At 71.6% G+C, this 22,825-nt stretch carries 17 protein-coding genes; 7 read left to right on the top strand and 10 right to left on the bottom strand.

The genetic code is table 11. The annotated features are described in order from the left end of the window. Positions 1-193: 193 nt before the first annotated feature. A complete protein-coding gene (locus tag ABD481_RS47565) occupies positions 194-1,963 on the top strand; it encodes a LuxR C-terminal-related transcriptional regulator (protein ID WP_425559428.1) in 1,770 nt (589 codons plus the stop codon). A 672-nt stretch (positions 1,964-2,635) separates the two neighbouring features. Here the strand turns inward: ABD481_RS47565 and ABD481_RS45195 are convergent. The 4 genes from ABD481_RS45195 to ABD481_RS45180 form a co-directional block, all read right to left on the bottom strand. Then, positions 2,636-3,142 carry a flavin reductase family protein gene (locus tag ABD481_RS45195; RefSeq protein WP_344672117.1) on the bottom strand — a complete coding sequence of 169 codons (507 nt, stop codon included), beginning with the start codon at positions 3,140-3,142 and terminating at the stop codon, positions 2,636-2,638. 60 nt (positions 3,143-3,202) lie between these two features. Then, positions 3,203-5,362, bottom strand: a complete 2,160-nt coding sequence (locus ABD481_RS45190; protein ID WP_344672116.1) for a tetratricopeptide repeat protein — start codon at positions 5,360-5,362, stop codon at positions 3,203-3,205. Between the two features lie 13 nt (positions 5,363-5,375). Beyond that, a complete protein-coding gene (locus ABD481_RS45185) occupies positions 5,376-6,557 on the bottom strand; it encodes a PqqD family protein (RefSeq protein ID WP_344672115.1) in 1,182 nt (393 codons plus the stop codon). A gap of 157 nt (positions 6,558-6,714) precedes the next feature. Continuing rightward, a complete protein-coding gene (locus ABD481_RS45180; protein ID WP_344672114.1) occupies positions 6,715-6,840 on the bottom strand; it encodes a hypothetical protein in 126 nt (41 codons plus the stop codon). Between the two features lie 278 nt (positions 6,841-7,118). Here ABD481_RS45180 and ABD481_RS45175 point away from each other — a divergent pair, with 278 nt between their 5' ends. Next, positions 7,119-10,388: an AfsR/SARP family transcriptional regulator gene (locus ABD481_RS45175; protein WP_344672113.1), complete on the top strand. Its 3,270-nt coding sequence runs from the start codon at positions 7,119-7,121 to the stop codon at positions 10,386-10,388. A 7-nt stretch (positions 10,389-10,395) separates the two neighbouring features. Here the strand turns inward: ABD481_RS45175 and ABD481_RS45170 are convergent, their stop codons facing one another. From ABD481_RS45170 to ABD481_RS45155, 4 genes are all read right to left on the bottom strand, one after another. Further along, complete coding sequence (locus ABD481_RS45170) at positions 10,396-11,160, bottom strand: ABC transporter permease (protein WP_344672112.1); 765 nt, start codon at positions 11,158-11,160, stop codon at positions 10,396-10,398. Continuing rightward, positions 11,157-12,143 (bottom strand): ATP-binding cassette domain-containing protein, encoded by a 987-nt coding sequence (locus tag ABD481_RS45165; protein WP_344672111.1) that lies wholly within the window; start codon positions 12,141-12,143, stop codon positions 11,157-11,159. Before ABD481_RS45165 ends, ABD481_RS45170 begins: the two co-directional genes overlap by 4 nt. A gap of 161 nt (positions 12,144-12,304) precedes the next feature. Further along, complete coding sequence (locus ABD481_RS45160; protein ID WP_344672118.1) at positions 12,305-13,978, bottom strand: PxKF domain-containing protein; 1,674 nt, start codon at positions 13,976-13,978, stop codon at positions 12,305-12,307. An 82-nt stretch (positions 13,979-14,060) separates the two neighbouring features. Then, positions 14,061-15,515 carry an MFS transporter gene (locus tag ABD481_RS45155; protein ID WP_344672110.1) on the bottom strand — a complete coding sequence of 485 codons (1,455 nt, stop codon included), beginning with the start codon at positions 15,513-15,515 and terminating at the stop codon, positions 14,061-14,063. A 99-nt stretch (positions 15,516-15,614) separates the two neighbouring features. Here ABD481_RS45155 and ABD481_RS45150 point away from each other — a divergent pair, with 99 nt between their 5' ends. Together ABD481_RS45150 and ABD481_RS45145 are read left to right on the top strand one after the other, a co-directional pair. Then, the gene (locus tag ABD481_RS45150; RefSeq protein ID WP_344672109.1) at positions 15,615-16,148 is read left to right on the top strand and encodes a winged helix-turn-helix transcriptional regulator; all 534 of its coding nucleotides are present in this window, start codon (positions 15,615-15,617) and stop codon (positions 16,146-16,148) included. 205 nt (positions 16,149-16,353) lie between these two features. Continuing rightward, positions 16,354-17,079, top strand: coding sequence for an adenylate cyclase (locus ABD481_RS45145; RefSeq protein ID WP_344672108.1), 726 nt, complete (start codon positions 16,354-16,356; stop codon positions 17,077-17,079). A 180-nt stretch (positions 17,080-17,259) separates the two neighbouring features. Here the strand turns inward: ABD481_RS45145 and ABD481_RS45140 are convergent, their stop codons facing one another. Beyond that, complete coding sequence (locus ABD481_RS45140) at positions 17,260-18,396, bottom strand: DUF5937 family protein (protein WP_344672107.1); 1,137 nt, start codon at positions 18,394-18,396, stop codon at positions 17,260-17,262. Between the two features lie 100 nt (positions 18,397-18,496). Between ABD481_RS45140 and ABD481_RS45135 the strand changes: the two genes are divergently transcribed. Both ABD481_RS45135 and ABD481_RS45130 read left to right on the top strand, forming a co-directional pair. Beyond that, positions 18,497-19,924 (top strand): MFS transporter, encoded by a 1,428-nt coding sequence (locus ABD481_RS45135; RefSeq protein ID WP_344672106.1) that lies wholly within the window; start codon positions 18,497-18,499, stop codon positions 19,922-19,924. Between the two features lie 96 nt (positions 19,925-20,020). Then, on the top strand, positions 20,021-21,172 hold the full coding sequence (locus ABD481_RS45130; protein ID WP_344672105.1) for a potassium channel family protein: 1,152 nt from the start codon (positions 20,021-20,023) through the stop codon (positions 21,170-21,172). A 13-nt stretch (positions 21,173-21,185) separates the two neighbouring features. On the opposite strand, the gene ABD481_RS45125 is transcribed toward ABD481_RS45130, so the two are convergent. Beyond that, complete coding sequence (locus tag ABD481_RS45125; protein WP_344672104.1) at positions 21,186-21,797, bottom strand: TetR/AcrR family transcriptional regulator; 612 nt, start codon at positions 21,795-21,797, stop codon at positions 21,186-21,188. Between the two features lie 119 nt (positions 21,798-21,916). Here ABD481_RS45125 and ABD481_RS45120 point away from each other — a divergent pair, with 119 nt between their 5' ends. Then, positions 21,917-22,738, top strand: a complete 822-nt coding sequence (locus ABD481_RS45120) for an SDR family oxidoreductase (protein WP_344672103.1) — start codon at positions 21,917-21,919, stop codon at positions 22,736-22,738. The last annotated feature ends 87 nt before the right edge of the window (positions 22,739-22,825 follow it).

Genomic DNA, 22,825 nt, shown 5'->3' with positions numbered 1-22,825 from the left:
GGGGAGTACCTCGGTCGGTGGGGGTGGGGGTGGGGGTGGCGAACCAGTTGTCGTTGTGGCGCCGCCGTTGTCGGGACCTTTGGTGAGGGTGTTGGTGAAGCGAGGGGATTCGCGGCGGATTTATCGCAGGTTGCTGGCGGCGGTTTTGCGTGAGCCGTTGGGGAGTTTGGAGGGTGGCGGTGGGGATTGGGTGATGCGGGCGGCGGAGTGGCAGTTGAGGGCTGGGATCGTGGTGCGGCCTGAGTATTTTTTGCAGGCTGCTTGGCGTGCGGTTCAGTGTTCTGATTTGGCGTTGGCTGAAGAGTTGGCTGTGGCGGCGCGGACGCATTGTCCTGGGGTGAAGGCGGATTTGGCGTATAGCCGCGTTTTGTTGTTGCAGGGTGAGTATTGGCGGGCTGCGGAGGTGTTGCCGGCGCGGGTGATGGTTGGGGATGGGGTTGGAGATGGGGATGGGGATGCGGTGATGTGGGCGGAGTTGACGGCGGAGATCCGGTACTTCGGGTTGGGGCAGTCGGCGTTTGTGGCGGAGCATGCGTTGCGGGGGGCGGGGCGGGATCGGACTGAGGCTAAGCGGGCGTGGGTGCAGTTGGCTGATGGACGTGCGGGGCAGGCGTTGACTACTTCGCGGGCGGTGTTGGCGGGGGTGGGGGTGATGCGGGAGGCGCGGGTTTGGGCGGCGGGGGCGGGGGCTGCGGCGGCTGGGTTGCAGGGGCGGTTGGGGTTGAGTGAAGTGATTTATCGGGAGGGGGTGAGGGATTTGAGCGCTGGGGATTTGAGCACTGAAAGGTTGAGCGCTGGGGATTTGAGAGCTGGAGATTTGAGAGCTGGAGATTTGAGCGTTGAGAGGTTGAGAACTGAGGGCCTGTGGGCTGGCGCGCAGTTGGCGCTCGGGGCTGGGATGGCGCGGTTGGCGTGTGGGGAGCTGGCGTCGGCTCGGCAGTTGGCTGAGCGTGGATATGGCGAGGCAGTGGGTGCGGGGGTGCGGCCGGTCGCTGGGATGTGGGCGGCGTTGCTGGGGGCGGTTGCGCGAGGGGAAGGGCGGGTGCGGACTGCGGAGGGGTGGCTAAGGGAGGCGTTGTTGTTGGTGCCGGGTGAGGGGTGGGGTGGGTTGCGGGGGGTTTTGTTTGCGGAGTTGGCGGTGGTGACGGCGATGGTGGGGGCGTCGGCGGAGGAAGGGGTGGAGAGAGGGGTGGAGGGAAGAGTGGAGCCGGCGCGGGTGTGGCTTGCCCGGGCTGAGCACAAAGGTGCGAGGCGGAGCGCGATGTTCGAGCCTTGGGTTGGGCTGGGGCGCGCTTGGACTGCTGTTGCGGAGGGGGATCTGTCGCGCGGGGCGAGGCTGTGTCAGTGCACTGCTGAGGTGGCGTTGGAGAATGGTTTTCTCGCGCTGGAGGCGTCGGCGCTGTATGACGCCGCGCGGCTTGGGGCGGCGAGTGCTGTTCATGCGCGGCTGGCGAAGCTGGCGACGCTTGTTGAGGGCGAGGCAGTGGCGGCGATGGCTGTTGCGGCGCGGGGGTTGGCGCGGCGGGATGAGAGTGCTCTTGGCGACGCTACGGATGGGTTCGAGAAGCTTGGTTTTGTTCTGTTGGCGGCTGAGACGGCTACGGCTGCGGCGCAGGCTCGGCGGTTGCGGGGGCGGCAGGCGTCGGCTGCGGTGTTTCACGAGCGGGGGGAGGCGCTGGCACAGCGGTGTGAGGGGGCGCGGACGCCGTTGTTGGATCAGTGGAGGTTGCGGAGTCGGCTTACGCCTCGGGAGCGGGAGGTTGTTTTGCTTGCGCCGAGCGCTTCTACGCCGCAGATTGCTGCGCGGTTGGGGTTGTCGCCGAGGACGGTTTCGAATTATTTGCAGCGGGCTTATGACAAGTTGGGGTTGACGGGGAGGGCTGATTTGCGGGTGTTTTTGTGTGGGGGTGGTGGGGGTGGAGGAGGGGGTGGAGTTGGAGGCTTTGGTGGGAGCAATGGTTAAGCTAGAGAATTTGTAAGTGGGCTGGGAGAGTTGTTGTTGGGTTGGGTTTTTGGGTGCGGGTTGGGGTCAAGTCAAAGGCAGGCGCCTCCAGCGGGGGCCTCGGATCCCTCGGGGAACTGGCGCCGGCTCCATAGGTCGGTACATTCAGGGCCCTGCGCTGGCGGTTGGCGAGGTGGGGGTTCGTTCCCCTCGGCCACGTCGGCAGCCCTACGGGTACAGCGCCGCCGCCCGGGTGTAAAGTCCATGCCGCTGCGGTAAGAGTTGTTGGGCGGCGGTTGCGCTTGCATGAACTTGACACCCGGTCGGCGGCACTGTAGGCAAAGCCCTGCCGACGTGACCGAGGGGAACGAACCAAAAACCCAGGCAGGGGACTGACAATCTCGGCGGCCCGGGAGTCGATTCAGACTTGCGGCTGTCGATAGGAGCCCGTTGAGGATGGTGATGTCCTTTTAGGCTTCCGGCCGCCGGTTGGAGTCCGTTGAGGATGGCCGCGTCCTTTAGGCTTCCGGCTGCCGGTAGCAATCCGTCCCGCTCAGGATGCTGATTCGCTCGCGGCTGCCGGTAGGCCCGTTGGCGTCGGGCTTGCCGTTGGCCGAATCCGCGTTCCGCCCCAGCAGAAATCAGCGGGGTGGCGAGGGCTCAGCCCTCAAGCCACCCCGCCTCGTCCTCGTCCTACGCCGCCTTTGCCCCTGCCGTCTCCAAAGCCTCAAGTCCGTGGTAGCGCCGCTGGTGGTACACCAGGGGGCCGGTGGGTGCCTCTGGGCCCTGGACTGCGTTGTCGACTTGGCCGATCACGATGGTGTGGTCGCCTGCTGGGATGAGTTGCCAGCGGTCGCAGATCAGCCAGGCGGTGGCGGCGTCGACTATGGGGAGGCCGTTGAGGAAGGCTACGTCGCCGTCGAAGCGGGTGGTGGGGGTGCCGGCGAAGCGGGTGGCGAGGTGGTGTTGGGTGCTGGTCAGGATGCTGATGGCGAAGCGGGGGCTGGCGCATAGGGGGTGGTGGAGGGTGGTGGTGCGGCCCAGGGCGAACATCACCAGGGGTGGGTCCAGGGACAGGGAGGTGAGGGAGCCGATGGTGGCGCCGTGCCAGCGGCCTTGGGGGTCCAGGGTGGTCACTACCGTGACCGGCATTGCTACGTGGGCCATGACGTCGCGGAAGGTGGTGGTGTCGATGGGCATGGTGGGTCCTCCTCGTCATGGCGGGTTGGGGGGGCGGACCGGTGGTCCGCGCCGGGTGGGTCAGACGGCCAGCAGGGTGTCTATTTCGGTGGTGTGGGCGCCGGAGCGGCGGCTGGCTTGGAGGTCGGCTTCGGCGCGGGTGCGGTCGCCGAGGTCGAGCAGGCACAGGCCGCGGTGGTAGAGGAGTTCGGGGATGTCGGCTTCGGGGAGGGTCAGGGCTTCGTCGAAGTCGGCGAGGGCGGAGGTCGGGTTGTTGCAGGCCGCGTAGCCGATGCCGCGGTTGAGCAGGAGGTCGGGGTCGGGGTCGGAGAGTTCCAGGGCGCGGGTCAGGTCGGCGACGGAGCGGGTGGGGTCGGCGAGGTCGAACAGGGCCACGGCGCGGTTGACCAGGGCGGCCGGGTAGTCGGGGTCCAGTTCCAGGGCGGCGTCGAGGCAGATCACGGCTTGGGCGGGGTCGTCGGCGGCGAGGTGGACCATGCCGCGCAGGCAGAACAGGCGGGCGTCGGCGTCGAAGAGGTTCATGGCCCGTTCCACGTCGGCGGCGGCGGCTTCCAGGCGGCCCTCGTCGAGGAGGAGTTCGGCGCGGCTGATCAGGGTGTCGCCCTCGTCGGGTTCCATGTCCAGGACGTAGTCGAAGTCGGCGAGCGCCTCGTCGGCGCGGCCGAGTTCGGCCAGGGCGGAGCCGCGGTTGTGGTAGAGCTCGACGAAGGGCGGGCCGAGTTCGGCGGCGAGGTCGTAGTCGCGGACGGCGGCCTCCAGGTCGCCGGCGGCGCGGGAGAGTTTGGCGCGTTCGGACAGGTAGTCGGTGTAGTAGGGGTCCATCTCGTGGAGCGTGGTGAACCCGGCGTACGCCTCGTCGGTGCGGCCCAGGGCGCCGAACAGCCGGGCCCGGTTGTAGTAGAGCTGGGAGCGGTGCAGGACCCATTCGTCGGCTGCCAGGCGGCCGTCGCTGCGGGCGATGGCGTGCTCGACGAGTTCCAGGGCGTGGGCCAGGTTGCCGCGGTGCATCTCGATCAGGGCCAGGCCGTTGTCCTGGAAGCCGGAGTAGATCATGCGGTCGCGCTCGTCGGGCAGGCCGTTGGCGATGACCACGGCGGTGTTCTGGTATTCCAGGGCCTTGTCGTGGTCGCGCGGGGTGGCGAAGCGGGTGTAGATCATCGCCATGAAGTAGCTGGTGGTCATGTGGGTGGTGGGGTGCGCGTAGCGGCGCCGCACCTCGCTGCACAGCTCGGCCGATTCGTGGAGGCGGCCCAGGCCCATGGTCTGGGCGATGAGGATGTTGGAGAACTTGCGGTAGGCCGCGGCCTCCTTGTCCGGGTCGGTGAGGGCGCGGCCGCGTTCGCACATGTCGGCGGCGGCGTGCTGGAAGCCCATCACCGTCAGGTATTCGGCGGCGTCCTCGACGGCGGCCAGGCCCAGGCCGTGCGGGTCGGTGCCGCGTTCGCGGTGGAAGACCAGGGCCGCGACGCGCACGCCCCAGCCGGCGCCGGCGTCGAGTTCGTCGGCGCGCTTGTCGTGCAGGGCCGCGCGGTCCTCGGGGTCCAGGGCCAGGTACGCCTCGTGGACCGCCGGGTCGTCGCAGGTGCCGTCGAGCTGGATGTACTCGGCCGCGAGTTCGGCCGGGGTGCGGGGGCCGGGCTCGGGCGTCGCGGGCGCGTACTCCCAGTCGGTGTGGTCGGCCAGGGCGACGGCCAGGGCCGGCTCCAGCGGGCTGTCGCCGTCGGTGCCGACGGTCACCGGCCACAGGTCGGCGTCCAGGCGGCGCAGCAGCAAGGCGACGAACTCCTGGGTGGTGATCTCGGCGCGGTGGACGTCGTCGAGCACCAGCGGCGGGGGTTCGGCGCCGGCCTGGCGCAGCCGGTGGGCGTACTCGCGCAGGAAGGTGATGATCCCCTGGGAGAAGCTGCGGGTCATGGTCTTGCCGTACCAGCGGGTGCGTTCGACGAACGGCGCGTCCTTGGCCAGGGTGCGCGGGGCCGGCCCGATGAGCTCGGTGAGCTCCGGGATGGCTTCCAGGATCTCCATGCGGTGGTAGTCGACGAGCCCGGGCCAGCGCCGGGCGGCGTCGGGCAGGATCGCGGCCAGGACGGTGTCGACCCCGGTGTAGGGGCCGCGCAGGCCCTGGTGGCAGGAGGCGAACACGGCCGGGGTCCCGGGCCGTTCCAGGAACGGGCGGCGGTCTCGGGCGCGAGCGCCGACGACGTGCAGGTGGGCGGACATCGGAGTCCCTCCTTCAGGCGTTGACCAGCTTGGGTTTGCGTCCGGAGCGGTGGCGTCGCTTCCGCAGGGCGAGGGTGGCCGGCAGCGCGATCTGGACGGTGAAGACGACCAGGGAGACCAGGGAGTCCCAGAAGTGCCAGGTACCCGCGCCGGTGGCGACGCCGGAAACGGTGCGGGCCACGAAGGTGACGGCGACGGGTCCGGTCACGAAGACCGCCAGGCCGATGGTGGCGGTGAAGCCGACCGCGATCAGCCAGCCGTACCAGGCGCCGATCCGGCGGTCGCGGTCGGTCCACTGGGTCTCGTCGACCAGGCGCGGGCTCGGGCGGCCGGCCCGGAGACGGCCGGTGCGGCGCCGTATCCGGTTGGCGAAGATCGCTTTGCTCGCCTCGTGGAGGTCGTAGCAGTTCAGCGCGGTGCTCAGGACGTAGTACAGATCGGTGCGCAGGTGCAGCAGCAGTTGCCAGCCCAGGCGGGCGGCGACGGCGAAGGACAGCGCCAGGCAGACGCGCCCGGCCAGCGGGATCGTGCCGCCGGGGGTGCGCAGCGCCGCGGCGAGCAGCGCCAGCGCGGCGAAGGCGACGACGTCGACCACCATCCCGGCCAGGAACGGCAGGTAGCGGCGGCGGCGCGGGACGCTGTACAGGCCGTTGGTCCGGGTTTCGAAGACCACGTAGTTGTAGCGGTTGCTGACGCCCAGGGAGCTGTGCAGGCCGAGGCGCTGCCCGGCCAGCACGTGGTAGGACTCGTGCAGCGCGGCCAGCGGCAGCTGGCCGAAGATCAGCACCAGGGTGACGGTGGTGAGCGAGCCGGTGAAGTAGACGTGCGAGGACGCCGGCCGCAGGTCGGGGTGGCGGGCGAGCGCGATGGCGGCGGCGGCGACCAGGGCGGCGTAGAGCAGCCAGGCCGGGGCCGAGAACAGCGCACGCGCGAGCCGCTGGAAGCGCGGCGGGCCGAGCGGGGCGGGGGCCGCGGCCGTGCTGCCGGCGGCCCGGAGGAACCCGAGTTCGTGCAGGGTGGCGACGAAGTCGTCGACGTCGACCGGTTCGCCGTAGCAGTGTTCGTACCAGGCGGCGGCCTCGTCGCGGCTCACTCCGGCGCTCAGCCGGCGCAGCAGGGCGGCGCCGTCGTCGGGCAGCACCGCGTAGGTCCCGGTGTCGGCCCGGCCGACCACCACGTCGGTCCCCTCGGTCACGAAACTCAGGGGATGGAACTCAAGGCCCGTGTCGGCCATCGGCCCTCCCAAGGGTCCGGAAGGGGACGGCCCGGTGCTGCTGGGTGCACCGGACCGTCCCCGGGTGTCGATCGGTCACGGGCCGGTCAGGGCCGGCCCGTCAGACCTGGAAGACGGCTCAGGCCGCGTGCTGCCAGTAGCAGGCGTCGGTGCAGAACGCCGCCGTGGTCAGGCGCACGTCGCCGGTGCGACGGACGCTGATCTTCTTGGCCGCGGCACGCTTCATCTTCGTGGTGGACTTCATGATCCTTCTCCCCTGCTGGGTTGGTGGAACCTGACACGAGAAGCATTCAAGGAACGGTGGAGAGCGAGTAGAGCAAGCGGGTTACTCTGGTCCACGGCCGCGCGCCCACCGGCCGTGAGCAGCTCTTTCGCCGATTCCGGGCGCGGTCGAGGAAGACAGGGTCCTTATACATTGCGGCGGGGTCTGCGGCCGACGTCCCGGAGGGGCCGAACATCCTGGGTTTCGCGGCGGGGACACCGGACCATGCGGCGGTCCACCCCGCATGGCAGGATCGGCGGGTGCACATCGCGATGCTGGGGCCGTTGGAAGTCCGCACGTCAGACGGCGCCCTGGCCGACGTGCCCGGTGCCCGGCTGCGCGGGCTGCTGGTCGCGCTCGCGCTGCGTCCCGGGTACGTGGTGCCGAAGGCCGTGCTGGTCGACTGGATCTGGGGCGAGAATCCGCCGGCGGACGCCGCGAACGCGCTGCAACGCCTGGTCTCCCGCCTGCGCAAGGCGCTCCCGGAGGCGGCTTTCGAAGGGCTGCCCGAGGGTTATCGCCTGGGGGTGGAGCCGGACGCGGTCGACGCCGTCCGGTTCGAGCGGCTGGTGGTCGCCGCGCAGGCCGGCGGGCAGGCCGGCACGGGTGACGTCGCGACCCGCGCCCGGCTGCTGCGCGAGGCCCTCACACTGTGGCGCGGCGCGGCCATGCAGGACGTCGGGCTGGCGGACAGCGGTGCCTGCGAGGCGGCAGCGGTCCGACTCGAAGCCCTGCGGCTGACCGCCGCCGAGGAGCGCTTCGACGCCGAGCTCGCCCTCGGGCACGGTCCGGACCTGGTCTCCGAGCTCACCGATCTGGTGGCCGCGCATCCGCTGCGCGAGCGCCTCGCCGGGGCGCTGATGCGGGCCCTGGCCGCCGCCGGCCGGGACAACGAGGCGCTCCAGGTGTATCAGCGCGCGAGGGAGGCCCTCGCCGACGCGCTGGGCGCGGACCCCTCGCCGGAGCTGTCCGAGCTGCACGTCGCCCTGCTGCGCGGCGAACTCGTCCGCCGGGAGGAGACCCGCAAGTCGAACCTGCGCGCCGAGCTCACCACGTTCGTCGGCCGGGACGCCGACGTGGCCGCGGTCCGCGACCTGGTCGGCCGGCACCGGCTCACCACCGTGACCGGCCCCGGCGGCGCCGGGAAGACCCGGCTGGCCGAGGAGTCGGCGCGCGGCCTGGTCGCCGACCTGCCGGACGGCGCCTGGCTGGTGGAGCTGGCCGCCATCGGCCCCGACGGCGACGTGGCGCAGGCCGCGCTGTCCGGGCTGGGCCTGCGCGACACGCTGCTCGGCGACGCCTCCCACGCCGAGGCGGTGGAGCGGTTCGTCGCGGCGGTCCGGGACCGCGAGACCCTGCTGATCCTCGACAACTGCGAGCACGTCATCGAGGCCGCGGCGGTGTTCGCGCACCGGGTGCTCGGCGAGTGCCGTCGGCTGCGGATCCTGGCCACCAGCCGCGAGCCCCTCGGCATCACCGGCGAGGCGCTGTGGCCGGTGGAGCCGCTGCCGCTGCCCGGCGAGGCGGCGGACGGCGAGCAGATCGCGGCGGCCCCGGCCGTGCGGCTGTTCCGGGACCGGGCCCAGGCGGTGCGCCCGGACCTGGCCGGCGATCCGGCGGCGCTGGCCACGATGGCCCGGATCTGCCGCGCGCTGGACGGCATGCCGTTGGCCATCGAGCTGGCCGCCGCCCGGCTGCGCACGATGTCCCTGGAACAGCTCGCCGACCGGCTCGACGACCGGTTCCGGCTGCTCACCGGCGGCAGCCGCACCGCGCTGCCCCGGCACCGGACCCTGCGCGCCGTCGTGGACTGGAGCTGGGAGTTGCTCAGCGCCGCCGAACGCAGGGTGCTGCGGCGGCTGGCGGTGTTCGCCGGCGGCGCCGGGTTGGAGGCCGCCGAAGAGGTTTGCGCCGGTGGCGCCAGCGGCGGCGTCGGCGGCGGCGACAGGCCCGCGGACACCGCCGAGCTGGCCGGCGCGGTCGAGCCGGAGGACGTCCTGGACCTGCTCACCGCCCTGACCGAGAAGTCGCTGCTGGTGACCCGCGGCGAGGGAGCGCCCCGCTACCGGATGAGCGGCACGGTCAAGGAATACGCGGCGATGCGGCTGGCCGAGGCCGGAGAGACCGAATCGGCGCGCCTGGCGCACCTGGAGTTCTTCACGGCCCTGGCCGAGACCGCCGAACCGCGCCTGCGCCGCGCCGACCAGCTGAAGTGGCTGGCGGCGCTCGAAGCCGATCATGACAACCTGACATCGGCGATGCGCTGGGCGCTCGCGGCCGGGGCGGCGTGGCCTGCGATGCGGCTGGCGGCGGCCTCTGGCTGGTACTGGTGGCTCGGCGGGCATCGGGCCGAGGGCATCGAGCTGCTCACGGCGGCGTCCCGGCTGTATGAGCGCAGTACGGTCGGCGGTGGCGCACCGGACGGTGCCGGCGAAAGTGCGGCAGCCACCATCGAGGCTGAGGTCACCGTCTACGCGCTGCTGACCATGTTCGTCAGCGGCGGACGCGGCGATCAGAACGTGGCCGCGGAGTGGATCACCAAAGCGCACCGGGCCGCCGTCGCCAGTCCGGCCGCCGTACGGAGCCATCCCGGAACGGCGCTGGTGGACCCGCTCGTGCGGATCCTCGAAGACCCCACGACCGCGCTGACGGCGTTCGAACCGCAGCTCGACCACCCGGATCCCTGGGTCCGGGCCCTGGCCCGGCTGCAAATGGGCAAGATGCGCGTCGTCTTCGGCGACGCCGGCCGCGAGGCGGACGCCTTCCTGGAGGCGGCGCTGGCCGAGTTCGAGCGGATCGGCGAGCGGTTCGGCATCTCCTTCGCGCTGTCCGAGCTGGCCGAGCGGCTGGCGATGCGCGGCGAGTTCGGCCGGGCGTGCGAGCTGTACGAGCGGGCGGTCGTGGTCGTCACCGAGGCGGGCACGGTCGAGGACGTCATCCGGATCCGCTCGCGCCTGGCCGTGCTCTACCGGATGGTCGGCGACCGGGACGCGACCGCCGCCGCCCTGGCCGAGGCGGAGCGCAGCGCGGAGCGGGTGACGTGGCCGAGCGCGCTGGTGGAGCTGGCGCTGGCGAAGGTGGACCTGGCCCGGTGGGACGGCGACCGCGACGAGGCCCGGCGGCAGCTGGGCATCGCGAGCGACCTGCTGGGCGAACAGGCGCAGGAGCCGAACTATCGCGCCATGATCCACGATCTGCACGCGCACCTGGCGGAGGACCTCGAAGAGGCGCGCGCCCACCACACGGCGGCGCTGAGGGCTGCGCCCGAGGCCGGTCATGCGCTGTTGATAGCGACGGTGCTGGTCGGCGTGGCCGGTTTCGCGCTGCGCCGGGACCGGCCGGACCAGGCGGCCCGGCTGTTGGCGGCGGCCGCCGCGGTGCGCGGGCTGCCGGATGATGCGCACCCTGATGTGGCGAGCGTCGCGCAGGAAGCACAGCGCCGCCTCGGCGCGGAGGACTACGCCGAGGCGGTCGCGGAGGGTACCCGGTCCGAGTGGCCCGACCTGGTCGGGCTCGTGCTCGCCCCCTGAGCCGGGGTCACGCCCGCTTGCTGAACGTGGAGAGCGACCACAGGAAGCCCACGATCCCGAATCCGACGCACCAGGCCAGCGCCGCCAGCAGGTGCCCGGTCGAGGGGTGGTGGCCGGTCAGCAGGTCGCGCAGGGTCTCGATGATCGGCGTGAACGGCTGGTACTCGGCGAACTGCTTCACCCCGGTCTTCATAGTGCCGGCCGGCACGAAGGCGCTGCTCAGGAACGGCAGCATGATCAGCGGGACGGTGGCCAGGCCGGCCGAGGCCGGGGTCTTGGCGGCCAGCCCCAGGGCCACCGTCAGCCAGCTGGCGGCGAAGGCCAGCAGCACGATGACGCCGACGGCGGCGAGCCACTGCGCCATGCTCGCGTGGGAGCGGAAGCCCATCAGGAACCCGACGCCGAGGATCGCGCCGACCGCGATCAGGCCGCGGACGGTCGTGCTGACGACGTGGCCGGCCAGGACCGCGCCCCGGGAGACGTCCATCGTCTTGAAGCGGTTGATGACGCCCTTGGTCAGGTCGTCGTTGACCTCGGTCGCGGTCGGGCCCAGGCCGTAGGTGATGGCCATGACCACCAGCCCCGGGACCGCGTAGTCGATGTAGTCGCCGCCGGGCTTGATGGCGCCGCCGAAGACGTAGACGAACATCAGCATCATGACGATCGGGAACAGGACGGCGTTGAACACCGTGACCGGGTTGCGGATGGTGTGCTTGAAGTTGCGGCGCAGCATGATCGCCGAGTCGCCGAGGGAAGTGGCCAGGGTGCTCATTCTGCGTTCGCCTCCGTGGTGGCGTGTCCGGTGAGGGCAAGGAAGACGTCGTCGAGGTCGGGGGTGTGGACCGAGAACTCCTCGGCGTCCAGGGAGTGCTCGGCGAGCCGGTCCAGCAGGTCGCGCAGGGAGCGGGAGCCGCCGTCGCTGGGGACCCGCAGGGTCAGGTCCTGGTCGTCGTGGCCGGCGCCGGGCTGAGTGCCGGGCTGGGCTCCGTGGCCAGCGCCGGGCTGGGCGCCGGGCAGGATCCGGGCCGCCTCCTCCAGCTGCCGCTGATCGGCGAAGCGCAGCCGCACGTGGGTGCCGGGGATCCGGCGCTTGAGCTCCGCCGGGGTGCCCTGCGCCACCAGGCGGCCCTGGTCCAGCACCACCAGCTGGTCGGCGAGCTGGTCGGCCTCGTCGAGGTACTGCGTGGTGAGGAAGATGGTGGTGCCGCCGGCGACCAGTTCGCGGACGATCTGCCACATCGTGCGGCGGCTGCGCGGGTCCAGGCCGGTGGTCGGCTCGTCCAGGAAGATGATCCGCGGCCTGCCGACCAGCGTCATCGCCAGGTCCAGCTTGCGCCGCATGCCGCCGGAGTAGGTGGAGGTCGGCTTCCCGGCCGCCTCGGTCAGCTCGAACTGCTCCAGCAGCCGCGCCACCACCTGGTCGGCGTCCTTGATCCGCCGCAGATCGGCCATCAGCCGCAGGTTCTCGCGGCCGGTCAGCAGATCGTCGACGGCGGCGAACTGCCCGGTCACGCCGATGGCGGCGCGCACCTGCTTGGTCTGGGTGGCCACGTCGTAGCCGGCGACGCGCACCGTTCCGGCGTCGGCGGCCAGCAGCGTGGTGAGCACGTTCACCGTGGTGGTCTTGCCGGCGCCGTTGGGGCCGAGCATCGAGAAGACCGTTCCGGCGGCGACCTCGAAGTCGATGCCCGCCAGCACCGGCTTGTCGCCGTAGTTCTTGCGCAGTCCCGTGACCGCGATCGCTGAGCTGTCCATGCCGCTACGGTGCGGCCGGCGGCTGACGCGCCCCTGACACGGCGCTGACGCGGCGCTCGAAGGGGGGCGAGGGCCGCGTCAGCGAGGGTTCCGGGCAGCCGGCGCGGTGGTTCCGCGCCTGCTCAGCCCGTCGAGGGGATCAGCTGAACTGCAAGCAGGGGTCAGCTGAACTGGAAGTCGGCGACGTGCGTGGTGCCGTCGTTGAGCGTCAGCGTGAACACCTGGCAGGTGCCCGCGTAGGCCTTCAGCGTCTTCCAGACGTACGTGTAGGTGCCGGTGCCCGGGTCGTACTGCAGACCCGAGCCGCCCGCGCTGTCGGCCGGGGTCGGGACGCCCACCGGCATGCCGGTGGCGCAGTTGACGCGGGTGGCGGTCGGGGAGCCGGCCGCGAGCACGTTCAGGCCCTGGTCGCCGCCGAGGCGGAACTTGATCGGGACGGCCTGGCCGGCGTGGGAGTGGTTGACCGCCGGGACGTTGGCCACCGGGCTGAGGAAGCCGGCGAACACGTAGGTGTAGGTGTACTGGTCGGCGGCGGTGATCGCGCTGGTGCCGGACGGGGTGGTCACGGTGACGGCCACGGCGCCGACGGACGCGGCGGCCGGAGCCATGGCGGTGATCCGGGTATCGCTGTCCACGGTGAACGAAACAGCCGGGGTGGCACCGAACGAGACGCCGGTCGCGCCGGTCAAGTGCGTGCCGGTGATGGTGACCACGGTGCCGCCGGTCTCCGGGCCGTGATCCGGGCTCACACCGGTGACCACCGGCGGGAGCGCCGCCGGAGCCTGGGCCAGCGCGATCGGAACACTGCCGACCGGGACGGTGGTGGTGACGGTGTTGGTGGCGGTGTCGATGAACTGCACGGTGTTGCCGGTGGCGTTGCTGACGTAGACGGTGCCGCCGTCCACGAGCACGGCGGTGGGGACCGAGCCGACGGGGATGGTCGCGATGACGGAGAAGGTCGCGGTGTCGACCACGGAGACGGTGTTGGCGTTCTCGTTCGCGACGTAGAGGCGCGAGCCGTCGGCGTTGACCGCGATGCTCCCCGGGCCGGAGCCGACCGGGATCAGGCCGGTGATGGTATTCGTCGCGGTGTCGATGACCGAGACGTTGCTGCTGTTGAAGTTCGCGGTGTAGGCGTGCGCGCCGTCCGGCGAGATCGTGATCGCGTTCGGGGTGCGCGCCCCGGGGGCGGAGATCGTGGCGATCCGGGTGTTCGTGGCGGCGTCGATGACGTCGACCTGGGTGCCGACGAAGTCCGCGACGTAGACGCGCGAGCTGTCCGGGGTGACCGCGATGCCCGCGGGCTGGTTGCCGACGGGGATGTCGGTGATCACCGTGTCGGTGCCCGTGTCGATGACGTCGACGCCGCCGACCCCGGGGCTGATGAAGTGGCCGACATAGGCGCGGGCGCCGTTCGGGGAGAACGCGACCGTCTGCGGCAGCCGCCCGACCGAGATCGTGCCGGTGACGGTGTTCGTGGCGGTGTCGATCACCGACACGGTGTCGCTGCCATTGTTGACCACCCAGGCCTGCGAACCGTCCGGCGACACCGCGTCGCCGAACGGGAAGGAGCCGACCGGGACGGTCGCGACGACGGTGCCGGTGATGGGGTCCACGACCGAGACGCTGTTGCCGCGCAGGTTGGAGACGTACACGTTCCGGGTCGCGGCCGACGCGCCGGCGGCGGTCAGGCCGGTCAGGCCGGTCAGTGACAGCAGAGCGGTGACGGAGGTGGCGGCCAGGACGCGGCGCAGGGCCCGGCTCCGGCGGGTCGACCGACCCGCCGCGTTCGCCGCCGTCCGGCTGCTTGCATTGGTCGCGGTGTTCATATTCATACAGGTCACAGAGGCCCCTTATTATCAACTCATTGACGACTTTCCGGCACGTCAGCATAAGGGGTCGATGACGGAGGAAGGCCTAGTCCCGCCGCGAAACGCCGAGCCCGGTCACCGCGCTCAGCGCGGCCACGCCCGCCACGAACCACCATCCGTGCTGGAACGCCGTGTGCGGCGCGGCGCCGGGCTTCGCGGCGCCGAGCGTGCCGATGATCGCGACGAAGACGGCGACGCCGAGGACGTAGCCGAGCTGCCGGCCGGTGTTGACCATCGCGCTGCCGGTGCCGGCGCGCTCGGGCGGAAGGGCGGCGGTGGCGGCGGCCATCATCGTCGGCAGGGCCAGGCCGATGCCGATGCCGGTGAGGACCCAGCCGGGCAGGACCTGCGGCCAGTAGTGCACGTCGGCCGAGGCGCAGGCGGCGAGGAGCAGGGCGCCGGCGGCGAAGACCAGGTTGCCCAGGGCGATGACCGTGCCCGCGGAGATCCGGCGGACCAGGCGTTGGGCGAGCGCCGCGAACAGGGGCACCGACACCGGGCCGGGCAGGATGGCCAGGCCGGTGGCGATGGCCGAGTAGCCCGCGCCGTCCTGCATCCAGAGCACCACGCTCAGGAACAGGGCGCTGAATGCGGTGCAGAACAGCAGGACCGTGACATTGGCCCAGACGAAGCTCGGCACGCGCAGCAGCGCCACGTCGATGACCGGCGCGGGGTGGCGCTTGGTGCGGACCGCGAAGACCGCGGCGGCGACGGCCGCCACGGCGAACGCGGTCAGGGTCGCGGGCCCCTGCCAGCCCCAGTCGCCGCCCTTCACCAGCCCCAGTGCCGCGGCCGCGATGGCGGCGGTCAGCGCCACCACCGCGACGGCGTCGACCGAGGTGGCGCGAGCCGCGCGGGGGTCGTGCAGATCGGGGACCAGGCGGCGGGCCGCGACCAACGCCACCACGCCGACCGGGAGGTTGAGCAGGAAGACGCACTGCCAGGACACCAGGACCACGGCGCCGCCGACGACGGGGCCGAGGGCGGCGGCCACGGAGCTGCTCGTGGCCCAGATCTTCACGGCGCCGGCCCGGCGGTCGGCGGGCAGCACGGTGAGCAGCAGGCCGAGGCTGGCGGTGGTGAGCGCGGCGGCGCCGGCGGCCTGCACCACGCGCGCGGCCACCAGCCACCACAGGCCGGGGGCGGCGGCGCAGGCCAGGCTGGCCGTGGTGAAGACGGTGAGGCCGACCTGGAACGCCCGCTTGCGGCCGTGGCGGTCGGCGAAGCGGCCGGCCGGGACGAGCAGCGCGGCGTAGACGATCGTGTAGGCGTTGAGCACCCAGCTGAGGTCGGCGAGCGAGGCGCTGTGGAAGCTGTCGCCGATGGCCGGGAACGCGACGTTGACGACGAATACGTCGAGCATGGCCATGAAGCCGGCCAGGCACAGGACGAAGATGACGGCGCCGGGGCGGTGCGTGCCGGTCTGGGGCTGGGTTCCGGGGCCGGTCCTGATCTGCGTTCTGGTGCCGGTCTCGATCTGCGTTCGGGCCTGTGGCTGCATGGATTCCCCTCCGTCGCCGAGGCTGGCTATAGATATGTATAGCCAGCCAGCCGGAGCTGACTGTACCCGAGTAAAGCCATGCCGGGTAGCATCGGGGGCATGCCGGCAGTCATGGAAGGCGCGCTCGCCGATCTCAGCGCGTGGAAGACCGACCACTGTTCGCTGGTCAAGGCGTTGGAGATCGTGGGAACGCGCTCGACGCTGCTGATCCTGCGCGAGGCGTACTACGGCACCACGCGCTTCAGCGGCTTCGCGCAGCGCATCGGGATCACCGAGAAGGTGGCGGCCAAGCAGCTCCGGCACCTCACCGAGGCCGGACTGCTGGAGAAGCGGCCGTATCGGGACGAGGGCGGGCGCACGCGCGACGAGTACGTGCTGACCGACATGGGACGCGACCTGTTGCCGGTCGTCCTCGGCCTGATGCAGTGGGGCGACAAGTACCTGCAGGGCGAGCAAGCACCGTTGCAGTATGTGGAACATGACTCCGGAGACACGGTGCGTGTGGAACTCCGCACCGAGAGTGGGCACCAGGTGGAGCTCGACGAGCTCGGTGTCAGACGGAATCCTCAGTGGCGGCGTCCACCATCCGGACCGCCGACCAGCGGCCCCGCCGCAGGTGAACCCGGAAGTTAGTCTTCCGTTAACCTCCCGTTAACCAGTACTTCTGGACAGAAACTTGAGGATTTCTCTAGTAATTCCTCGGGTATCAACGCTCGATGGTTAATAATGGAGCCTTTGCGGGCCGCCCAACGGGGGTGGCGAGCGACCCGGCGGGAGGTGGCCGGCACTGGAGGCACTGAAGAAAGCGGCGCGGAAGGCAGCCCGTCAGGCATGGCGGATGGGCGGCGACGACCTGGACCGGATGTTCACCCTGGTCCGGGAGGTCGGTCATGTGGAGCTGAAGTTCACGATCGACGACGCGTCCTACGAAGCCGTGCGCGCGGCGCTGGGCGGCGGGTCCGAACGGATCCGGAACGTGTACTACCTGGACACGCCCGACCTGACGCTGCGCCATCATGGCGTGCTCGTGCGGCTGCGCGGCGGGCAGCGGCCCAACGACTCGGTCGTGAAGCTGCGACCGATAGATCCCGGCTGCGTCCCGCACTCGATACGCCGGTGCGCCGATTTCGCCGTCGAGGTGGATCTGACGCCGGACAGCTTCATCTGCTCCGGGGCGCTGAAGCGGCGGCTGGGCCGGAACGCCGTCGAGCGGGCCGTCGACAACGGCGAGCCGCTGCGGAGGCTGTTCTCCGAGCAGCAGCTGCTCCTGCTGGCCAGCCGCATGCCGGAGCACCTCACGGTCGACGACCTCGACGCGCTGGGACCGGTCGAGGTGCACCGCACCCGGTCGCGGTACGACGGGCCGGGCGGCGGACTGGAGCTCCAGGAGTGGACGTACCCCGACGGGTCGCGGCTGCTGGAGGTGTCGACCCGCTGCGTCGCCGAGCACCTGTTGCAGACGGCGGCGCACGCCAAGGCGTTCCTGGACCGGCACGGCATCGCGCAGTCGGGGCCGTGTCCGACGAAGGCGGACGCGACGTTGGCGTACTTCACCCGGCAGTAGGAACGGCGCACTCGGTAGGGAACTCAGCGGTCGGAACTCAGCAGTCGGAACTCAGCGGTGGGAGTTCAACAGCAGGAGTTCAGCAACCGAAGTTCAGTAACAGCAGTTCAGCAACAGCGGTTCAGTAACAGGAGTACAGCAACAGGAGAGCCGCACCCGGCAGAACGCGGGTGCGGCTCTCTAGCGCAGAACGGCGGCCAGCAGATCGGCGCCGAGCGTCGTGGTCGCGGACAGGTCCAGGCGGTAGTGGACGTAGCGGCCCTGGCGCTCGGCGGTCAGCAGCCCGGCGCGGCGCAGCGCCGCCAGATGGCGGGAGACCTCCGGCGGCGTCAGATCCCAGGCGTGGGCCAGCTCGCCGGTGGTGTGCGGGCCGCGCGCCAGGGTGCGGACCAGGCGGAGCCGGACCGGGTGTGCGAGAGCTTCCAGCCGGAGCTGCATCATCTCCAGCGACACCGCCTGCGGCGCGGAGGCCCGGGCGACCGGGTACTGCACGACCGGGCGCCAGCCTGCGGCGTGCACCGCGACCAGGTGCGGATGCCCGTAGACGCTGGGCAGGAAGGTGACGCCGGCGTCGCGGCCCGAGGTGCTGTTGTCCTGGAGCTTGTCGAGGACGATGGCGGTGCTGTCCGGCTCCAGGCGGACCATGGACGACACCGCCGCGAGCGCCGCGCCGAGCCCTTGTCGTTCGCGCAGGTCGGTCTTGTGGCGGATGTCCGTGGTGAGCTGCGGCAGCACGGTGGGCCAGGCGGCGTCGAAGAACGCTTCGGCGCACCATTCGAGCGTCTGCCGCACCCGGCTGCGGACCCCGGCCGGGTCGGCGAGGAGGCGTTCGGCGAACGCTTCCTGCGCGGAGCCCCGCGCCTGGGCCAGGTCCAGGGCGCGTTCGCGGGCCGCCGGGTCGGCCAGCGGCGAGCGCTCCGCGGGGGCTGGACCTGCGGAGCCTGGGGAGCCCGCAGAGCCCGCAGGCCCCGGGAAGGTCAGACGGTTGCTTCCGCAGGTGGTGATGAGCGCCGAGGCGACGTAGGCCTCGTCATCGATGCGGTCCACGTCGTCTAGCTCGGCGACGAGGGTGGGACGCGGCCGGGCCGGCACCAGGAAGTCCGCGCGGGACGAGCGCCAGAGGAACTCGGCCTCCTGAAGGCGCTCGGTCAGCTCCGGCGGCAGCATCGTCCGCACGCCGGCGGCCCAGGGGGCGAGCTCCGGGTGGTGGTCAGTGGACGCCAGCGCGTGCAGCATCGACGCCAGCTCGGCGAGGGGCGAAGCGGCGAACAGCATCCGCTCGGCGGGCAGACCGGTGATGTCGATGCGCAGGGTCATACCCCAATGATCGCCGCTCCGGGGCCGGTCGGCGCCATCGATTGACGCCATCCGTCAACCGACGTGACGACGTCGGCGGGGCGGAGGGACGGTGGGCGGCATGACCGCTTGCGCCACCGCCGCTGCTGATTCCTCTACTGCTGGTTCTTCTGCCGTTGCTTCCGCTGTTATTTCCACTGCTGTTGCTTCCGCTGCTGTTGCTTCCGCAGGTGTTGCCGTCCTTCCCGCTGCTTCCGCCGCCGCTTCCGCCGCCGCTGCTGCTCCCGTCACCGTCGCGGCCCCGAAGATCCGGATCCCCGACCTCGTCCGGGCCACCGGCGGCCCCCGCTACGCCCTGGCCCTGGCCGTCGACGCCCTCGGCACCGGTCTGCTCCGGCCGTTCCTGCTCCTCTACGGCATCAAGGTCCTCGGCCTGTCGTCGCCGGCCACCGGGGTGTCGATGACCGCGGGCATCGTCGTCGGACTGCTGGCGATGCCCGCGGTCGGGCGGTGGCTGGACCGGGGCGCGCGCTCGACGGTGGTCGCGGCGTCGATGCTGGTGCGCGTGGTCGGGACCTTGCTGCTGCTGGTCGTGCCGGCCGGCTCGCCGGTGCTGTTCGCCGTCGCGTGCCTGTTCCTGGGCATCGGGAACCAGGCTTGGCCCGCCGCCCACGCGGCGCTCGTGGCGACCGTCGCCCATGGCCGGGCTCGCGACGCGGCGCTCGCCGCCGCCCGGTCGCTGCGTAACGGGGGCATGGGTCTCGGGGCGCTCATCGCCCTCGGCGCGCTGGCGGGCGGACCGTCCGCCCTGCGGGGCACCGCCGCCGTCACCGGCTTGAGCTACCTGACGGCCGCGGCGCTGGCCTGGTCGGTGCGGATCAAGGCCGAGCCGGCCGACGCGGGTTCGGCCCCCGAACCCCACTCCGGGCCGGGATCAGCGTCGCGATCGGGCTCGCGGCCGGGCTCGCGATCGGACTCGCACCCGGGCTCGCAGCCGGAACCCGCACCCCGCATGGCCGTCCTCCTCGCCGCCAATGTCGTCTACGTGTTCTGCCTCAACGTCCCCGAGGTCGCGCTCCCCCTGGTGCTGGTCACCCGGCTCCACGCTGCCCCGGCCTGGTCGGCGGGCATCTTCGTGGCCAACACCGTGCTCGTGGTGACGCTCCAAGTCGCCGTCACCGTCTGGATGGCGCGGTTCTCCCGCCGCACCGCGCTGGCGATCGCGGGCGTCATCCTCACCGCCTCCTACCTGGGCTTCCTCGTCGCGACGCCGCTGGGCCACGGCTGGGGCGCGCCGGCCATCGCCGCCGTCTCCGTGGTCTGCACGCTCGGCGAGATCGTCTACGCCGGTGCCGCCACAGCGCTGGTCACGACCATCGCGCCGCCTCGGGTGCTGGGCCGTGCCCTGACCCGGTTCCAGGTGTCGACCGGGTTCGGGCTCGCGGTGTCGCCGGCGGTGATCACCGGGCTGGCCGCCGCCGGGCCGGCGGCGCTGTGGGGGACGCTCGCCGCCGCGACGCTGGTGTCGGCTGCCGCTGTGGCGCGGTGATACCCGGGAACGCTGTCGCAAGCGGCCATCGCGCAGTCGGCCCCATCGGCCGACGTCAACCGTTTACACACCAGACCCACAGGTCACACACGTAACGTGTCCTTCCCGGTCGCCCCCGCCAACTGCGACGTCGATTTCCGCCTGCTGGTCGAGGCCAGCCGGTCGACGCTGCGCATCCCCCGGCGGTACTGGGGCCCGGTGCCGGCCATCGCGCTGCGGGTGGGCATGGCCTTGTCGATGGTGCTGCTGGCGGCGGTGGTCGTCTACCTCGGCCGGGGCGGCTACCGCGATTCGGCGGGCCACCCGGTGGGCTGGCTGACAGCGTTCTACTACTCGGTCGTCACACTCACCACCATCGGCTACGGCGACGTCGTCCCGGTCACCGACCGGGCCCGGCTGGTCAACTGCCTGGTCATCACCCCGCTGCGCCTCGGGTTCCTGTTCCTGTTGGTCGGGACCACGCTGCGGGCCCTGACCGAGCGCACCCGCGCCGAGTGGCGCGAGCAGAAGTGGAGGCGCAAGGTGCGCGGTCACGCCCTGGTCATCGGCTACGGCACCAAGGGCCGGGCGGCGGTCGCGACGCTGCTGGTCAACGGGTACCGGGCCCGGGACATCGTCGTCGTGGACTGCGATCCCAAGACGGTGTCCGACGCCAACCGGGCCGGGCTGGTCGGCATCGTCGGGGACGGCACTCGGCGGGCGGTGCTGGAGCGTGCCGAGATCGGCAAGGCGGCGCACGTCCTGGTCACCGCCGGGCGCGACGACACGGCGGTGCTGGCCGTGCTCACCGCGCGGCGCCTGAATCCCAAGGTGCTGATCACCGCGTCGGTGAACCAGACCGAGAACGGCCCGCTGCTGCGCGAGGGCGGCGCGGCGGTGGTCGTCACCTCGTCGGAGACGGCCGGCGGGCTGGTCGGCGAGGCCGCGGTGAACCCCACGGTCGGCACAGTCATCGAGCGGATGATCTCCGGCAACCTGGACCTGCGGATCGTCGAACGGCCGCCGGCGCCGGCCGAGGTCGGGCTGGTCCCCCAGCAGGTGCGCGAGTCGGTGGTCTCGGTGGTCCGGGGCGGCGAGCCGATTCCCTACGACGATCCCGGGCTCGGCCCGATCCGGTCGGACGACCAGTTGGTCGTCGTCCGGTCGACGGCGTCGGCTCCGGTGGACGCCGGGACTGGGACCGGGACCGGCGGGCGGTGGTTCCGCAGGCCGCGGTTCACCGGCTCGGACGACGACGACGCGGAATAGGGCCGGATGGGGCTCAGCTCAGCGTGTCGATCCAGGCCGCGAGCCGGTGGCCCTGGGACGTCATGATCTCCGGGTCGCGCAGCGTGTTGGCCAGCACCGACATGCCCTGATACGCGGCGATGAAGGCCACGGCCAGGTCGCGGGCCTCGTCCGGGTGGCCCAGCTGGCTGAACTGGCTCTCGGCCCAGGCGATCAGGGCCTGCATGACGTCGGCGGCGGCCTGGTCCAGGCCGTCCTCGCGCTTGTCGAGCTCGACGGCGAGGGTGCCGAAGGGGCAGCCGTAGCGGGCGGCCATGTCCCGTTGCTCGATCCACCCCCCGATCAGAGCTTTGAGCCGGTCGGCGGGCTCGGGCAGCTGGTCGAGCTGGTCGGTGGCGGCGCGCAGGGTGTCCAGGTGGCTGCCGATCGCGGCCTCCACCAGCTGGTCCTTGGTCTTGAAGTAGTAGTAGACGTTGCCCAGCGGCACGTCGGCGGCGGTGGCGATGTCGCTCAGCGTGGTGCGCTCGACGCCTTGCTGGTGGAACACCTGGGCGGCGGCCGCCGCGAGCCGTTCGCGCTTGCCGCCGGCGCGCGGACGTGTGGCGGTCGGCTTCTTCCCGGTCGTCGCCGGCGCTGAGTCAGTCACCTAACTAAGAATAGACACCGTCGCGGCGGTCGGCTAACATTCTTTTCAGTTAGCCAACTAACTCACTCCGTGGAACAGCGGCGTGAGCTGCGTATTCGCGATATTTGAAGGAGCACATCATGATCGTCGTCACGGGTGCCACCGGGAACGTCGGCCGCACGCTGGTCCGCACGCTGGCCGAGAGCGGCCACCCGGTGACCGCGGTGGCCCGCACCATCCAGGACTCCGACGTCCCCGCCGGGGTGCGCGCCGTCGCCGCCGACCTGGGCGACCCGGCGAGCCTGGAGCCCGCGCTGGCTGGCGTGGACGCGCTGTTCCTGCTGGTCGCCGGCGAGGACCCGGCCGGGGTGCTGGCCCGGGCGAAGGAGGCCGGGGTGGCCAAGGTGGTGCTGCTGTCCTCGCAGGGGGTGGGCACGCGCCCCGGCGTCTACGCGCACGCCGACTCCTTCGAACAGGCCGTGGCCGCCTCCGGGCTCCGCCACACCGTGCTGCGCTCGGGCGGCTTGGCCTCCAACGCGTTCGCCTGGGCGGAGCCGATCCGCACGCACCGCACCGCCGCCGCGCCGTTCGCCGACACCGGCCTGCCCGTCGTCGACCCCGACGACGTCGCCGCGGTGGCCGCGGTGGTGCTCAGCGAGGACGGCCACGACGGAGCCACGTACGTTCTCACAGGGCCGGTCGCGACCACGCCTCGGGAGCGCGCCGAGGCGGTCGCGGCGGCCATCGGCGCGCCGGTGACCTTCCTGGAGCAGACCCGGGAGCAGGCGCACGCGCAGATGTCGGCGTTCATGCCGGCTCCGGTGGTCGAGGGCACGCTGTCCATCCTGGGCGAGCCCACCGAGGTGGAGCGGACGCCGACCACTGATGTCGAGAAGGTTCTGGGGCGTCCGGCCGCGCCGTTCTCGGCTTGGGCTGCGCGCAATGCGGCGGTGTTCGCCTGAGCGAGGGACAACGCTGATATTCCCGACAGCGCCGCTGCCCCCAATCGTGACCGGGGACGGCGGCGCTGTCGGGGATGCGCCGCCGGA

The sequence above is a fragment of the Catenulispora yoronensis genome, from assembly GCF_039531695.1.
In the GTDB taxonomy this organism is placed as follows: Bacteria; Actinomycetota; Actinomycetes; order Streptomycetales; family Catenulisporaceae; genus Catenulispora; species Catenulispora yoronensis.
This window is presented reverse-complemented; position numbering and strand designations above follow the sequence as displayed.

What these genes read in the sequence shown, in the direction of transcription:
- ABD481_RS47565 (WP_425559428.1), top strand. Translation starts at nt 194, where the DNA reads ATGCGGGCGGCGGAGTGGCAGTTGAGGGCTGGGATCGTGGTGCGGCCT.
- ABD481_RS45195 (WP_344672117.1), bottom strand. Translation starts at nt 3,142, where the DNA reads ATGCCCATCGACACCACCACCTTCCGCGACGTCATGGCCCACGTAGCA.
- ABD481_RS45190 (WP_344672116.1), bottom strand. Translation starts at nt 5,362, where the DNA reads ATGTCCGCCCACCTGCACGTCGTCGGCGCTCGCGCCCGAGACCGCCGC.
- ABD481_RS45180 (WP_344672114.1), bottom strand. Translation starts at nt 6,840, where the DNA reads ATGAAGTCCACCACGAAGATGAAGCGTGCCGCGGCCAAGAAGATCAGC.
- ABD481_RS45170 (WP_344672112.1), bottom strand. Translation starts at nt 11,160, where the DNA reads ATGAGCACCCTGGCCACTTCCCTCGGCGACTCGGCGATCATGCTGCGC.
- ABD481_RS45165 (WP_344672111.1), bottom strand. Translation starts at nt 12,143, where the DNA reads ATGGACAGCTCAGCGATCGCGGTCACGGGACTGCGCAAGAACTACGGC.
- ABD481_RS45160 (WP_344672118.1), bottom strand. Translation starts at nt 13,978, where the DNA reads ATGAATATGAACACCGCGACCAATGCAAGCAGCCGGACGGCGGCGAAC.
- ABD481_RS45155 (WP_344672110.1), bottom strand. Translation starts at nt 15,515, where the DNA reads ATGCAGCCACAGGCCCGAACGCAGATCGAGACCGGCACCAGAACGCAG.
- ABD481_RS45150 (WP_344672109.1), top strand. Translation starts at nt 15,615, where the DNA reads ATGCCGGCAGTCATGGAAGGCGCGCTCGCCGATCTCAGCGCGTGGAAG.
- ABD481_RS45145 (WP_344672108.1), top strand. Translation starts at nt 16,354, where the DNA reads ATGGGCGGCGACGACCTGGACCGGATGTTCACCCTGGTCCGGGAGGTC.
- ABD481_RS45140 (WP_344672107.1), bottom strand. Translation starts at nt 18,396, where the DNA reads ATGACCCTGCGCATCGACATCACCGGTCTGCCCGCCGAGCGGATGCTG.
- ABD481_RS45135 (WP_344672106.1), top strand. Translation starts at nt 18,497, where the DNA reads ATGACCGCTTGCGCCACCGCCGCTGCTGATTCCTCTACTGCTGGTTCT.
- ABD481_RS45120 (WP_344672103.1), top strand. Translation starts at nt 21,917, where the DNA reads ATGATCGTCGTCACGGGTGCCACCGGGAACGTCGGCCGCACGCTGGTC.